Origin of the sequence: Streptomyces sp. DT224, from assembly GCF_049844595.1 — a bacterium.
Lineage (GTDB): Bacteria > Actinomycetota > Actinomycetes > Streptomycetales > Streptomycetaceae > Streptomyces.
The window spans coordinates 41,531-54,772 of the sequence record NZ_JBNCLI010000015.1 but is presented as its reverse complement, the minus strand read 5'-3'; the positions used below and the strand labels follow the sequence as shown (position 1 = coordinate 54,772).

General features: G+C 71.1%; 9 protein-coding genes. 1 reads left to right on the top strand and 8 read right to left on the bottom strand.

Going from position 1 to position 13,242, the window contains the following annotated elements:
• Window position 1: 1 nt before the first annotated feature.
• From ACLQ2N_RS31910 to ACLQ2N_RS31885, 6 genes are all read right to left on the bottom strand, one after another.
• Entirely contained in the window at window positions 2–3,784 is a 3,783-nt protein-coding gene (locus tag ACLQ2N_RS31910) for a S8 family serine peptidase (RefSeq protein WP_425818544.1), read from the bottom strand.
• A 573-nt stretch (window positions 3,785–4,357) separates the two neighbouring features.
• On the bottom strand, window positions 4,358–4,891 hold the full coding sequence (locus ACLQ2N_RS31905) for a hypothetical protein (RefSeq protein ID WP_425818542.1): 534 nt from the start codon (window positions 4,889–4,891) through the stop codon (window positions 4,358–4,360).
• 42 nt (window positions 4,892–4,933) lie between these two features.
• Window positions 4,934–5,917: a galactofuranose ABC transporter, permease protein YjfF gene (gene yjfF, locus ACLQ2N_RS31900; protein WP_425818540.1), complete on the bottom strand. Its 984-nt coding sequence runs from the start codon at window positions 5,915–5,917 to the stop codon at window positions 4,934–4,936.
• Window positions 5,914–6,921, bottom strand: a complete 1,008-nt coding sequence (locus ACLQ2N_RS31895) for an ABC transporter permease (RefSeq protein WP_425818538.1) — start codon at window positions 6,919–6,921, stop codon at window positions 5,914–5,916. The genes yjfF and ACLQ2N_RS31895 overlap by 4 nt, the downstream gene beginning before the upstream one ends.
• Window positions 6,918–8,465 carry a sugar ABC transporter ATP-binding protein gene (locus ACLQ2N_RS31890; protein ID WP_425818536.1) on the bottom strand — a complete coding sequence of 516 codons (1,548 nt, stop codon included), beginning with the start codon at window positions 8,463–8,465 and terminating at the stop codon, window positions 6,918–6,920. Before ACLQ2N_RS31890 ends, ACLQ2N_RS31895 begins: the two co-directional genes overlap by 4 nt.
• A 67-nt stretch (window positions 8,466–8,532) precedes the next feature.
• On the bottom strand, window positions 8,533–9,483 hold the full coding sequence (locus ACLQ2N_RS31885) for an ABC transporter substrate-binding protein (protein ID WP_425818735.1): 951 nt from the start codon (window positions 9,481–9,483) through the stop codon (window positions 8,533–8,535).
• A 275-nt stretch (window positions 9,484–9,758) separates the two neighbouring features.
• Here ACLQ2N_RS31885 and ACLQ2N_RS31880 point away from each other — a divergent pair, with 275 nt between their 5' ends.
• Window positions 9,759–10,859 carry a LacI family DNA-binding transcriptional regulator gene (locus ACLQ2N_RS31880; RefSeq protein WP_425818534.1) on the top strand — a complete coding sequence of 367 codons (1,101 nt, stop codon included), beginning with the start codon at window positions 9,759–9,761 and terminating at the stop codon, window positions 10,857–10,859.
• 99 nt (window positions 10,860–10,958) lie between these two features.
• On the opposite strand, the gene araD is transcribed toward ACLQ2N_RS31880, so the two are convergent.
• A complete protein-coding gene (gene araD / locus ACLQ2N_RS31875) occupies window positions 10,959–11,672 on the bottom strand; it encodes an L-ribulose-5-phosphate 4-epimerase AraD (RefSeq protein ID WP_425818532.1) in 714 nt (237 codons plus the stop codon).
• A gap of 35 nt (window positions 11,673–11,707) precedes the next feature.
• On the bottom strand, window positions 11,708–13,216 hold the full coding sequence (gene araA, locus ACLQ2N_RS31870) for an L-arabinose isomerase (RefSeq protein ID WP_425818530.1): 1,509 nt from the start codon (window positions 13,214–13,216) through the stop codon (window positions 11,708–11,710).
• Between the last annotated feature and the right edge of the window lie 26 nt (window positions 13,217–13,242).

Sequence of the window (13,242 nt, the reverse complement as noted above, 5' to 3'; positions counted from 1 at the left end):
CTCACCGCACCGCGTACGCGGAGATCAGTGTCTGTTCGACACCCGCTCCGTCCGACGTCGCCGCCTTGACGCGCAGGGAGACGAAGCCGCCGCGCGCGGGACGGTTGTCCACCGACGCCACCCAGGAGCCGCCGCTGCGGGACGTCCGGACGTCCCGCCACGAGCCGCCGCCGTCGTAGGACACCTGCGCGGTCAGCGTGTCCGCGCGGCCTGCATAGCCGGGCTGGCCCGGTGCGCTCAGCTCGACACGGTAACTGCTGGAAGCGGGGGCCTGGTTGTACTGGTTCAGCGCCATGTCGTACGACGGTACGAGCAGAGGCAGGGACGTCTGCCTGTCGACGGAGTCGGAGTCGAACGACCAGCGTGTGCTGATCGACTTCGAGAGAGCCCAGGTGCGGAAGATGGGCAGGTCGGTACGGCGATTCTGCACCATGGAGAGCTCGTAGTGGCCGGATCCGGACGGCACCGACCAGGAGGCGAGCCCGCCGAGGGCCGTCGTTCCGACCGCTTCGCCGTCGCGGGTCAGCTTCAGGGCGAACTGATCGGTGAGGGCCTGGAAGGAGACATGGCCTCCGCTGTCCCCCACCGAGGGGATCACGGTGGAGATGGCGTCACCGGTCCGCGAGGCCAGCGGTGTGGTCTCACCGTTCACGATGCTCGTCGCCGGCTGCGGGTGGAGGGGGCCGCCGTACCAGTCCTCCGTGTGACGGGCGGGCTTCTCGTAGCGGGCGGGGCGGCCGGCCATCTGATCGGCGCCGGCCGCCGTGTTGCTCGTCCCCCAGTGCACCCAACTGGCCTCGCCGGTGGTGTAGTACGCGGTGCGCTTCGTCGGTGCGAGGACCGGCTGGACGACACCTGCGGTGACGGGCGTGGAGCCGGGGGTGTACGCCACGGCGAGGCCGTCGCCGTACTGCTGCCGGCGGACCTGGCTGGACCAGGTCTCCTCGACCTGGGCGAGACCGGCCTCGTCGAGAGCGTGGGTCTGGTCCGCCGGGATCCCGTCGGTCCACGGTATGTGGACGTTGTAGACGTACGGGCTGTTCGGCGTTCCGCTCCACGTCAGCCGGGTGGTCCCGTTCGCCAGCTCCTGCTTGAGGGCCGCGTAGTCGTCGGTGGTGATGGCGACGACCGGGATGTCGTCCTTCGCGAAGGGAGACCATCGGCCGGCGAAGCCGTGGGCGACGACGACGCCCCGGGCACCGCGCTGGACCGCGTCCTTCGTCACCTGCTCGAGACGGATCGTCGACTCGGAGTCCTTGCTGCCGAGGTCGACCAGGACGAACCGGCCGGCCACGTCGGCGGCGGCGAGCTCCGCGGCCGTGCCGCCGCCGACGTCGACCACGGAGGCCGAGCCGCCCTTGGGGAGGTAGGCGATGCCGTCCGTCGTGACGGGGCTGTACTTGGCGTACATCGCGTCCAGGGTGCGACCGGCGGTGGTGGCGATCTTCAGCAGCGGGGCGTAGGCGCGGGCGACGAAGTCGACGCGGGCGTCGGGCCATTGACCGGCCGGGACGTCCGAGACGGCGATGTCCGTCACGTTGGCCCCGGAGACCACGCTGGACGCGAAGGTGACGCCACCGACGTGCCGTTGGTATCCCACGCTCGTGGAGTGGCTCTCCAGAGGCTGGGAGGCCGAGAGTTCCACCCGGTGCGCCGTCCGTGCGTCGAGGGTCTGAGTCGTGTCCTCGGTGAACCGCAGTCCGGGGCGGAAGAGGAAGCCGATCGACTTCACGGTGTGGTAGAGGTCCTGCTCATCGATGCCCGGGTCGTAACCGTAGATCCCCGCGTCGAGGTCGTAGGTTCCGGCGGGGATCGTCGCGGTGGCCTTGCCGTCACGGAAGTACACCCGGGTCGCCGTGGCGGCGTCGCGCGAGATCAGGTTGACGTAGCTGACGGTCCCGGCCTGTCCGCCGCCCCGGGTGATGCCCTGGAACGTGACCGTGACCGTGTTGGGCTCGGCGTAGAAGCCGAAGCTGGTCACCGCGTGCTGCCCGCCGTCGGTGGCGGTGGCGGTGATCCTGCCGGTGAACTCGCCGTATCCGCCGTCCGGGACGCCCTCGGGAACGGACATGCGCAAGGTCGCCGAGGCGCTCCCGCCTGCCGGGACCGTCACGCTCCCGGTGCTCAGGGAGGCGGTGCCCTGCGGCGCCGGGCGGCCGGTCCCGTCGAAGGCGGTCGTCTTCAGGTTCAGGGTGACGTCGGAGTCACCGGTGTTCTTCCATGTGACCTCGCGCTCGCTGACCTGGTCGGGGCCGTGCGGCCAGGACAGGTCGTCCCCGTCGACGTAGCCCGGTCCGGTGACCGTGGCGGACACCGCGTGCTCCACGTCCAGGAAGCCCGTGCCCTCGGCGAGAGGCGGGTTGAGGGCATCCGGGCGCACGCTCGACATCAGCCCCTGCTTCAGCTGCGCACCGGTCCAGTCCGGGTGGCGCTGCGCGAGGACGGCGGCGGCTCCCGCCACGTGGGGCGTGGCCATCGAGGTGCCCGACAGCGTGGTGTAGTGCTCGTCGACGGGGACGCCCAGCGAGGTCCCGGCCGCGCGGGCACCGATGACGCCGACGCCGGGCGCGGCCATGTCGGGCTTCAGGTAGGTGTGCCCGGCGCCGTCGTCCACGGGGCCTCTCGCGGAGAACGAGGCCGTCTTCAGGTTGCTGTCGTCGGCCGCGACGGTGAGGGCGGAGGCCGCGCAGCCGGGCGACGACACGCTCCCGGGGGCGGGGCCCGCGTTCCCGGCGGCGATCACGAACAGGGTGTCGGACGCGGCGGAGAGCTGATCGATGGCGGCCGCCATCGGGTCGTTGCAGAGCTTCACCGTCGCGCCCAGGCTCATGCTGACGACCTTGACGTCGTTCTCCAGCGCCCACTGTATTCCGGCCAGGACTCCGGAGGTCGGGCCGGAGCCGGTGTCGGTCAGGACCTTGCCGACGTACAACGACGCGTCCGGCGCCACGCCTTCCCGGTAACGGCCCTGGGAAGCGGAGCCGTTACCGACGACGGAGGACGCGGCGTGGGTGCCGTGTCCGTGACCGTCGGCGGTGCTGCCGTTGCCGGTGAAGTCCTTGCTCGCCGCGATCGACGCGGCGACATCGGGGTGACCGGCGTCGATTCCGGTGTCCAGGACCGCGACCTTCACCCCCTTGCCGGTGTAGCCGGCCGCCCACGCCTGGGCGGCGTGGACCTGATCGAGGGACGCGGTGTCGGTGGAGGAGACCTTCGCGTCGAGCCAGATCTTGCCGGGAGCGGCGGAGCGGCCGTGCCGTACGTCCTCCCAGAACGCCGGCGTCGCCGACTTCGTGGCCTGCATCGCAGCCATGTGGAGCCGGGGCAGCCGGTCGCGGACGCGGGCACCGCGGGGTGCGGGTGCCGAGGTGGCCGCGCGGCTGTTCGGGTAGCTCACGATCAGGGGGATCGACGAGGTATGCGCGTCGTCGTACCGGTCGGCGACCAGCTTGGTCACGTTGAACAGCTGTTCGTCGACTCTGTCCTCGGCGATCAGCGGGGCCGCGGTGTCGGGCACCACGTACAGGTCGTCGCCGACCTGATGGGTCCGGAATCCCGGCGCCCCGCCCTGGGGGTCCGTCACTTGGACGACCTTCTGGCCGCCCACCGTGCTCAGCGTCACCTGGTCGCCGGTGATCAGGGTGACCGATTCCGTCGATCGCTGCGCCGCTGCCTTCGGCGCCTGTGACGGCGGGCTTTCCGAGGCCGAGACCGGGGGCTGTGCCACGGCCAGGCCGGACACTGCCAGCAACGCGGATGCGAAGACCACCGTGCGACGAGACATGCGAAACCACCGTCCGAAAGGGAACCAGGTCGGAGGAGACCCTAGGGGAGTGGAAGTCGCTTCCCAATACATCAAGATGGCGGAACAGGGCCACTGTCGGCATCCTGCCGCTGCGCACCCGACCCGGACCCGGCGGCGCACCCGGTACACCGGGACCTGGACGGGCCGGCGGCCGTACTGAGGGGTGTGGATGCCGGCGGGCGGCGGTGCCCCGGGGGTTCGTGAGCCCGGCTGGTCGAAACGATCGCCGCGCCGGGGCCGGTCACGACGTCTCCCGAGTCGCTCTCGAACCCTCACCCGGAACAGGCTCCGGCTCAGGCGCCTCCCGGTCTCGGGTTCTGGCTCAGGTTGAGGCTGAAAGGATCGTCTTGTCTCACGGCGGTGAGCCATTCCGGCAGGAGCTCTCCCTGGCGCTCGGTCCAGTCTCGGAGAGGCTTTCCGGTCGGCGGGGGGACCCACCCGGCGACGATCCGGGGCGAAGGCGGACGGGCCGTCGTCAACCTCGTATTCCACGGACGACTGAGCGGACCGTCAAGGGCGTACGGCGACCGAGGGCGATCGTCCGGGTACGGCTCAGGCGTCCCCGCGGCCGGGCGCCGGTGGCGCGGGCGGTCGCTCGATGCTGAACTCCCGGGTCAGCGGATCGACCCGGGCCGGCAGCACGGTCCCCTGCGTCGCACCGCCGAACCGGTCCTTCAGCACCTTGCCCTCGCACTCGAACGGGTCGACCCCGGGGCCGCTGACACGGAGCGTGAGCCGGATCCGGTCGCGGTAGTCGTTGGTGGGCGAGGCGGACGCGACCGCCAGGACCAGAGCGGTCGCGTCGACGCCCTGGGCGGCGAGGCGCCGAGTGGCCCGCCGTTCGTCGCGGGCGCCGATGATGGTGCCCAGGCCGATCCACGCGACGAACGCCGCGGCCAGGGCGACGCCCAGGCCGGCCCATCCCCATCCGGCGCCGGTCTCACCGATCTCGGCCACGGTGCGGACCGTGGCGTAGACGCAGAACCCGCCGGCGCCCAGCAGCAGGAGCGCGCCCACGGCGCATTCGGCAGCTGTGATCCCCGGGCCTCTGAGCTCGATCAGGGCAGGTTCCCGGGCGGTCGCCATGGGCGCAGCGTAATGGCGCGAAGTGGATTGTGTAAGGGCCGTTCACCGCCGCTGCCGCACGATGACCCGCTGGAGGACGATGAAGGCCAGCAGCAGGGCGCCGATGACGATCTTGGTCCACCATGAGCTGAGGGTGCCCTCGAAGGAGATCAGCGCCTGTACGGTGCCGAGCACCAGGACGCCCGCCGTCGAACCGGCCACATAGCCGACCCCGCCGGCCAGCAGGGTGCCGCCGATGACCACCGCGGCGATGACGTCCAGCTCCATGCCGACCGCGTGCAGGCCGTAGCCGGAGAGCATGTACAGCGCGAACAGCAGGCCGCCCAGGGCGGAGCAGAAGCCGCTCACCGCGTAGACGCCGACCTTGGCCCTCGTGGTGGGCAGGCCCATCAGCCGCGCCGAGGTCTCGCTGCCGCCGACCGCGTACACCGTGCGGCCGAAGCGGGTGAGGTGGAGGACGTAGACCGCCGCCGCCACCGCGGCCAGGGCGACGAGCACGCTGTAGGTGAGCGTGACGTCGCCGGGCAGTTCGATCGTGCCGGTGGCGAATGCGCGGAAGGACGTGTCGGTGATGGACACCGACTCGACGCTGATCAGGAAGCACAGCCCCCGGGCCAGGAACATCCCGGCCAGGGTGACGATGAACGGCTGTACGTCGAAGTAGTGGATGACCAGGCCCATCAGCAGGCCGAGGACGGTCCCGGAGACGAGGACGGCGAGCACGGACAGCAGGACCGGCCAGCCCGCCCGGAGGGTGGACGCGGCGATCATGGTGGACAGCGCGGCGACGGCGCCCACGGAGAGGTCGATGCCACCGGTGAGGATGACGAAGGTCATGCCGACGGCGAGCACGATGAGGAACGCGTTGTCGATGAAGAGGTTGGCGACGACCTGGCCGGAGGCGAAGTCCGGGTAGCGGACCGAGCCGATGCCGAAGGTCACCGCGAAGACCACGACGGTGGCGACGACGGGCAGGAATCGCTGGGGAAGGCGCAGTCTTACGGACGCGAGGGCCGATGAGCTCATCCGGCGGCCACCTTCTGGGTCTGGGGTGCGGTTACGGGGGGCTTGCGCCGGCCGCCGATGATCCGCGCCGTGCGCGGCGACTGCAGCAGGCATACGGTGATCACCACGACCGCCTTGAACAGCAGGGTGACGTTGGTGGGGACGCCGATGGAGTAGACGGTCGTCGTCAGCGTCTGGATGACGAGCGCTCCGACGAGGGTGCCGCCGAGGGAGTAGCGGCCGCCGGCGAGCGAGGTGCCGCCGATGACGACCGCGAGGATGGCGTCCATCTCGATCCACAGACCGGCGTTGTTGGCGTCGGCGGCGCTGACGTTGGAGCTGATCATCAGTCCGGCCACACCGGCGCAGAACGCGGCGAACACGTACACGGTCCAGGTGATCGTGCGGGAGCGGACCCCGGCGAGCTTGCTGGCCTCGGGGTTGGCGCCCACCGCCTCGATCAGCATGCCGAGGGCGGTACGGCGGGTCAGCAGGGCGACGCCGCCGAGGACCGCGAGGCTGATCAGGATCGCGATCGGCAGGACGAGGAAGCCCGCCCCGATCTGACGGTACGCGGAGCTGTCGACGGTGACGATCTGGCCTTCCGTGAGCAGCATCGCGCCGCCGCGTCCGGCCGTCATCAGGACGAGGGTCGCGATGATCGGCTGGATGCCGAGCACGGAGACCAGGAAGCCGTTCCAGAGACCGAGCAGCACGCATACGGCCAGGGCGAGGAGGATCGCGGTCGGCACGTCCCCGCCGTCGGCGATCCAGGTGCAGCCGATCGCTCCCGCGATCGCGGCGACCGCGCCCACGGACAGGTCGATGCCCCGGGTGGCGATGACCAGGGTCATGCCCACGGCGATGAGCATGGTCGGAGCGCCGTTGCGCAGGATGTCGACCAGGCTGCCGTACAAGTGGCCGTCCTGGATGCGCAGTTCGAAGAAGGAGTGCGTGAAGACGACGTTGAGCAGGAGCAGGCCGGCCAGTGAGACGAGCGGCCAGAGGAGACGTCCGCGGATCACGAGGCCACCGCCGCTTCCGCGTGGGCGTCGGCCGCGATGGCCGACATGACGGCGTCGACGGAGACGTCACCGCCGGACAGTTCGGCCACCTTGTGCCGGTCCCGCAGGACCACGACCCGGTCGGACACCCGTACCACCTCCTCCAGTTCGGCGGAGATGAACAGCACCGCCATGCCCTCGGCCGCCAGTTCGGCGACCACCTTCTGAATCTGTGCCTTGGCGCCGACGTCGATGCCCCGGGTGGGCTCGTCCAGGATGAGGAGCCGGGGCCGGGTCACCAGCCACCGGGCCAGCAGCACCTTCTGCTGGTTGCCGCCGGAGAGGTTGCCCATCACGGCGTCGGGGTCGGCCGGGCGGATGTCCAGCCGCTCGATGTACTCGGCCACCATCGCCTCGGCGGTGCGCCGGGGCACCGGCCGCGCCCAGCCCCGGGACGCCTGGGTGGCGAGGATCAGGTTGTCGCGGACGCTGAGATCGGCGACGACGCCCTCGGCCTTGCGGTCCTCGGAGCAGAAGGCGATCCCCTTGGCGATGAGGGAGCGCGGCCCCCGGGCCCGTACCGTCTCGCCGCCCACGGAGAGGGTGCCCTTGTCGGCGCGGTCGGCGCCGCACAGCAGCCGCGCGAGTTCGGTGCGGCCGGACCCCAGCAGCCCGGCGAGGCCGACGACCTCGCCCTCGTGGATGTCCAGGTCGAACGGCTCGATCGCACCGGCCCGGCCGAGGCCGCGGGCGACCAGGACCGGGGCGCTGCCCGGTGCGCGTTCCTCCGAGCGGCGCTCGACCTCGGACAGCACGCCGAGCTCACGGCCCAGCATCGCCGACACCAGCGCCATGCGGTCGAGGTCCTCCGGCAGGTACTCCCCCACCAGCTTTCCGTTGCGCAGTACGGTCATCCGGTCCGACAGCTCGTAGACCTGGTCCAGGAAGTGCGAGACGAAGAGGATCGCCACGCCCTCGTCCCGCAGCACGCGCACGATGCGGAACAGTTCCTCGACCTCGTCGCTGTCGAGACTGGAGGTCGGCTCGTCCAGGACGAGCACCCGGGCGTCCACGACCAGCGCCCGGGCGATCGCCACCAGTTGCTGCACGGCGATGGAATGGCTGTTCAGTACGGAGCCGGGGTCGATGGTCAGACCGATCCGGGCCAGGAGTTCCGCGGCGCGGGCCCGCATGGCCCGCCCGTCGATGGCGCCCAGTCTGCGCGGTTCGTGGCCGAGCAGGATGTTCTCGGCCACCGACAGGTTCGGGCAGAGGTTGACCTCCTGGTAGACGGTGCTGATCCCGGCGTCCTGGGCCTGGCCGGGGGTGGTGAAGTCGACCGGCTCGTCGTTCAGCCGGATGGTGCCCGCCGCAGGCCGGTGAACCCCGGTGAGGGCCTTGATCAGGGTGGACTTGCCCGCGCCGTTCTCACCCATGAGTGCGTGCACCTCACCGGGGAACAGGCGGAAGTCGACGCCGGCCAGCGCCTTGACGCCGGCGAACTCGACGGTGATACCGCGCATGTCGACGACCGGGCTGGCGCCGGCCGCTGGGGAATCGGTCATGACCCGTGCTTTCGTCAAGGGGGGAGCGGCCCCGCCACCCGTCCCGGTGGCGGGGCCGCGGCGCCTGTCAGTACTTCCGGTCCTTGAGGACCTTCGCCGCCTGCTCCGAGGTAAAGGCGGTCTCCTCGGTGACGACGCGCTCCGGGACCTTCTCGCCCTTGACGACCTTCTTGGCCAGGTCCATCAGCTGGTCGCCGAGGAGGGGGTTGCACTCGACGATGTAGTTGATCTCGCCGTCCGCGAGGGCCTGCATGCCGGCCTTGACCGCGTCCACGGTGATGATCTTGATGTCGGTGCCGGGCTTCTTGCCGGCCGCCTTGATCGCCTCGATGGCGCCGAGGCCCATGTCGTCGTTGTGCGAGTACACGACGTTGATGTCGGGGTGCGACTTCAGCAGTGCCTCCATGACCTGCTTGCCGCCCGCCCGGGTGAAGTCACCGCTCTGCGAGGCCACGATCTTGATGTCGGACTTCCCGGCGATGGCCTCCTTGAAGCCCTTCTGCCGGTCGATGGCAGGTGCGGCACCGGTGGTGCCCTGGATCTCCGCGACCTTGGCCGGACCGTTCGTGTTCTCGGTCAGCCACTTGCCGGCCTTGCGGCCCTCCTCGACGAAGTCCGAGCCGAGGAACGTCTTGTACAGCGAGGTGTCCTCGGAGTCGACGGCGCGGTCGGTGAGGATCACCGGGATCTTCGCGCGCTTGGCCTCCAGCAGGACGGCGTCCCAGCCCGTCTCCACGACCGGGCTGAAGGCGATCACGTCGACCTTCTGCTGGATGTAGGAGCGGATGGCCTTGATCTGGTTCTCCTGCTTCTGCTGCGCGTCGGAGAACTTCAGCTCGATGCCGGCGCTCTTGGCCGACTCCCGTACCGACTTGGTGTTGGCGGTGCGCCAGCCGCTCTCCGCGCCCACCTGGGCGAAGCCCATGACCAGCTTGTCGCCGCCGGACGCCTTCGACCCGCCGCCGTCGCCGCTCCCGCAGGCCGTCAGCGTGGCCAGCGCCAGCGCGCAGCCGGCCATGGCAATTCTCTTGAACACAGCGTCGTCCTCCATCGTGAACCGTGCGCCCTGCCACCGACCTCTGCGATCGGGGGCCACGGGCGTCAACAGTGAGCGCTAACATTTACCGCGTCAACCCCTGGGGGAACCACAATTCGGCATCGGCGCGCACTGGTTGTGGACGAGACTGTTAGCGCTCACTATGAGTCGGTCGCCTGCCGAGGACCGGCCTCGGCGCGGGCGGTGGAGCCCGTGCCGAGGGGGCCGTACCTTGGCCGGGCGTAGATTGAACGTTCATGCGGATCACCCGCGGCCCCGCCGGCAAGCCGGGGCGGGGCGGTCACCGTCAGGAGGAGATGGGTGTGGAGGACGCCACGGCGACGAGTCCGGTGGTGCGGGAACCGGCGATGACCGATGTCGCGCGGCTCGCGGGCGTGTCGCATCAGACGGTGTCCCGGGTACTCAACAGCCACCCCAACGTGCGCGAGCAGACCCGGCTGAGGGTGCTCGCGGCGGTGAAGGAGCTGGGCTACCGGCCCAACCGCGCGGCGCGCGCCCTGGTGACCGGGCGCTCGCAGCTGATCGGCGTGATCGCCCAGAACTCGACGCTGTACGGCCCCTCCTCGCTCCTGGCCGCGTTCGAGATCGCCGCCGCCCGCCAGGGCTTCGCGGTCAGCGTGCACCGGGTGCCCGAGCTCGGGCAGTCCTCGATCACCGCCGCCGTCGAGCGCCACCGCGACGAGCGCGTCGCCGGGATCGTGGTCATCGCGCCCACCGCCTCGGCCGACGCCGCGCTGGCCCAAGTGCCCGCCGAGGTCCCCCTGGTCACCGTCGACGGCGACCCCGGGCGCGGGGCGCCGATGGTGTCCGTGGACCAGGAGCAGGGCGCATACGAGGCCACGAAGCACCTGCTGGAAGCGGGGCACGAGACGGTGTGGCACGTCTCGGGCCCGCCGGACTGGTTCGACGCGGCGGGCCGCATCCGCGGGTGGCGCCGGGCGCTGCAGGAGGCCGGGGCGGAGGTGCCTCCGGTCAGCACGGGCGACTGGTCCGCCGCCTCCGGGTACCGGGCGGGGCAGATGCTGGCCCGGATGCCCGAGGTCACCGCGGTCTTCGCGGCCAACGACCACCAGGCCCTCGGCGCCCTGCGCGCCATGACCGAACGGGGGCGTTCGGTCCCGGACCAGGTGAGCATCATCGGGTTCGACGACGTGCCCGAGTCGGCGTTCTACTCGCCGCCGCTGACCACCGTGCGCCAGGACTTCGGCGCGGTCGCCACCACGACGCTCGACCTCCTGCTCGGCCTGATGAACGGAGCCGGGACGAAGGACGCGCAGCCCGTCATACTCCCGGAGTTCGTCCGCCGGGAGAGCGTGCGGCCGCCCGCCGGCCGCTGACCGGGCCCCCGGCAGGACGCGTCCGGGGTCGCGCCACGACCGGCGCCAGGGCCCCGCACACCGTGTGCGGGGCCCTGGCGGGCGTGGTGTGCGGTGGGGTCACGCGGCTCCGGGGTTGCCGTAGTAGGCGCCGGGGCCGTGTTTACGGGTGAAGTGGCGGTCCAGCAGGTGCTGCGGGGGCTCCACCGCGCCCAGGGCGATGGTGTGCAGGGCCATCTCGGCGACCGCCTCGCAGATGATGGCGTGCTCCAGGGACTTGGTCGCGTCGGCGCCCCAGGTGAACGGGCCGTGGTGGGCGACCAGGGCGCCGGGCACCGCCGCGGCCCGGGGGTCGTCGCGCTCCAGGAGGTCCACGATGACCTGCCCGGTGTTGTACTCGTAGTCCTCGGCGCACTGCTCGGGCGTCAGCGCGGCGGTGACGGGGACGGGCCCGTCGAAGGTGTCGGCGTGGGTGGTGCCGAGCACCGGGATCGGGCGCCTGGCCTGGGCGAAGGCGACCGCGTGGGTGGAGTGGGTGTGGGTCACCCCGCCGATCGAGGGGAACGCCAGGTAGAGGCTGCGGTGGGTCTCGGTGTCGGTGGACGGGCGCAGCCGGCCCTCCACGACGCTTCCGTCGGCGAGGGAGACGACGACGAGGTCGTCGGCGCCCAGCGCGTCGTAGGAGACCCCGGACGGCTTGATGACGAAGACACCGGCCTCCCGGTCCACACCGCTCACATTGCCCCAGGTGAGGGTGGCGAGCCCGGCCCGGGGGATGCGGAGGTTGGCTTCGAGTACTTCCCGGCGCAGCTCTTTCGATACGGTCCCGGTCACGGAGGGCTCCGTCCTGGTGGTGGTGTCGGTGGCGGTCACAGGCTCTGGGCCAGCCGGTGGTACGCCTGGTTCCAGCGCAGTTCGCGGGTGAAGCTCCGGATGGTGGTGTCCCGGTCGATGACGGCGAGTTCGGTGCGCAGCATCTCGGCGAGGTCTTCCAGTTCCTCGCCGCCGAGTGCGGTGGTGAGGACGGTGTGGTGCGGTGCTCCGGCCGTCAGCCATGCCTCGGTGGAGGTGCGCAGGTCGGGGCTGGGCCGCCAGACGGCGCGGGCGACGGGCAGCTTGGGCAGTGGCTCGGGCGGGGTGACGACGTCGATGTGGTTGGCGACGAGCCGGAAGCGGTCGCCCATGTCCGCGAGGCCGACGACCACGGCGGGGCCGGGGGCGGCGTCGAAGACGAGCCGGACGGGGTCCTCCCGGCCGCCGATGGAGAGCGGGTGGATCTCGCAGCTGGGGGTCGCCGTGGTGAGCGAGGGGCAGACCTCCAGCATGTGGGCGCCGAGGATGAGTTCCTGGCCGGGTGTGAGGTCGTAGGTGTAGTCCTCCATGAAGGAGGTGCCGCCGGGCAGCCCGTGCGCCATGGCCTTGAGCGTGCGCAGCAGGACGGAGGTCTTCCAGTCGCCCTCGCCGCCGAAGCCGTAGCCGTCGGCCATCAGGCGCTGGACGGCGAGCCCGGGCAGCTGGCGCAGGCCGCCGAGGTCCTCGAAGTTCGTGGTGAAGGCGTGGAAGCCGCCCTCGGTGAGGAAGGCGCGCAGACCGGCCTCGATGCGGGCGGCGTAGCGCAGGGAGTCGTGGCGCTCGCCGCCGGGGCGCAGTTCGGGGGCGAGGGTGTAGAGGTCCTGGTACTCCTTGACGAGCGTGGTGACGGTGTCCTCGTCGGCGGCGTCGACGGCGGTGACGAGGTCGTTGACGCCGTAGGTGTTGACCGAGACGCCGAAGCGGAGCTGGGCCTCGACCTTGTCGCCCTCGGTGACGGCGACGTCGCGCATGTTGTCGCCGAAGCGGGCGAGCCTGAGGCCGGCGAGTTCGGCGCGGCCCACGGCGGCGCGTGCCCAGCCGGCGATGCGGTCGACGACCTCGGGGGTGGTGACGTGGCCGGCGACGGTCTTGCGGGGGACGCCGAGGCGGGTCTGCACGAAGCCGAACTCGCGGTCGCCGTGGGCGGCCTGGTTCAGGTTCATGAAGTCCATGTCGATGGTGGACCAGGGCAGTCGGCGGTTGGCCTGGGTGTGCAGGTGCAGCAGCGGTTTGCGCAGCGCGTCGAGGCCGGCGATCCACATCTTGGCCGGGGAGAAGGTGTGCATCCAGGCGATGAGGCCGATGCACCGGTCGTCGGCGTTCGCGTCGAGACAGACCCTGCGGATGGCGGCCGCGTCGGTGAGGACGGGCTTCCAGACCACGCGCACCGTCATCTGCGGCTGGCCGGCGAGGGTGTCGCGGATGACCCGTGACTGGTCGGCGACCTGGGCCAGGGTCTCCTCGCCGTAGAGGGACTGGCTGCCGGTGAGAAACCAGATCTCGCGGTCGGGCTGGGCGAGCGTCATGTCGGGTGTGCTCCTCGGTTGTGCGG

What these genes read in the sequence shown, in the direction of transcription:
- ACLQ2N_RS31910 (WP_425818544.1), bottom strand. Translation starts at nt 3,784, where the DNA reads ATGTCTCGTCGCACGGTGGTCTTCGCATCCGCGTTGCTGGCAGTGTCC.
- ACLQ2N_RS31905 (WP_425818542.1), bottom strand. Translation starts at nt 4,891, where the DNA reads ATGGCGACCGCCCGGGAACCTGCCCTGATCGAGCTCAGAGGCCCGGGG.
- yjfF (WP_425818540.1), bottom strand. Translation starts at nt 5,917, where the DNA reads ATGAGCTCATCGGCCCTCGCGTCCGTAAGACTGCGCCTTCCCCAGCGA.
- ACLQ2N_RS31890 (WP_425818536.1), bottom strand. Translation starts at nt 8,465, where the DNA reads ATGACCGATTCCCCAGCGGCCGGCGCCAGCCCGGTCGTCGACATGCGC.
- ACLQ2N_RS31885 (WP_425818735.1), bottom strand. Translation starts at nt 9,483, where the DNA reads ATGGCCGGCTGCGCGCTGGCGCTGGCCACGCTGACGGCCTGCGGGAGC.
- ACLQ2N_RS31880 (WP_425818534.1), top strand. Translation starts at nt 9,759, where the DNA reads ATGCGGATCACCCGCGGCCCCGCCGGCAAGCCGGGGCGGGGCGGTCAC.
- araA (WP_425818530.1), bottom strand. Translation starts at nt 13,216, where the DNA reads ATGACGCTCGCCCAGCCCGACCGCGAGATCTGGTTTCTCACCGGCAGC.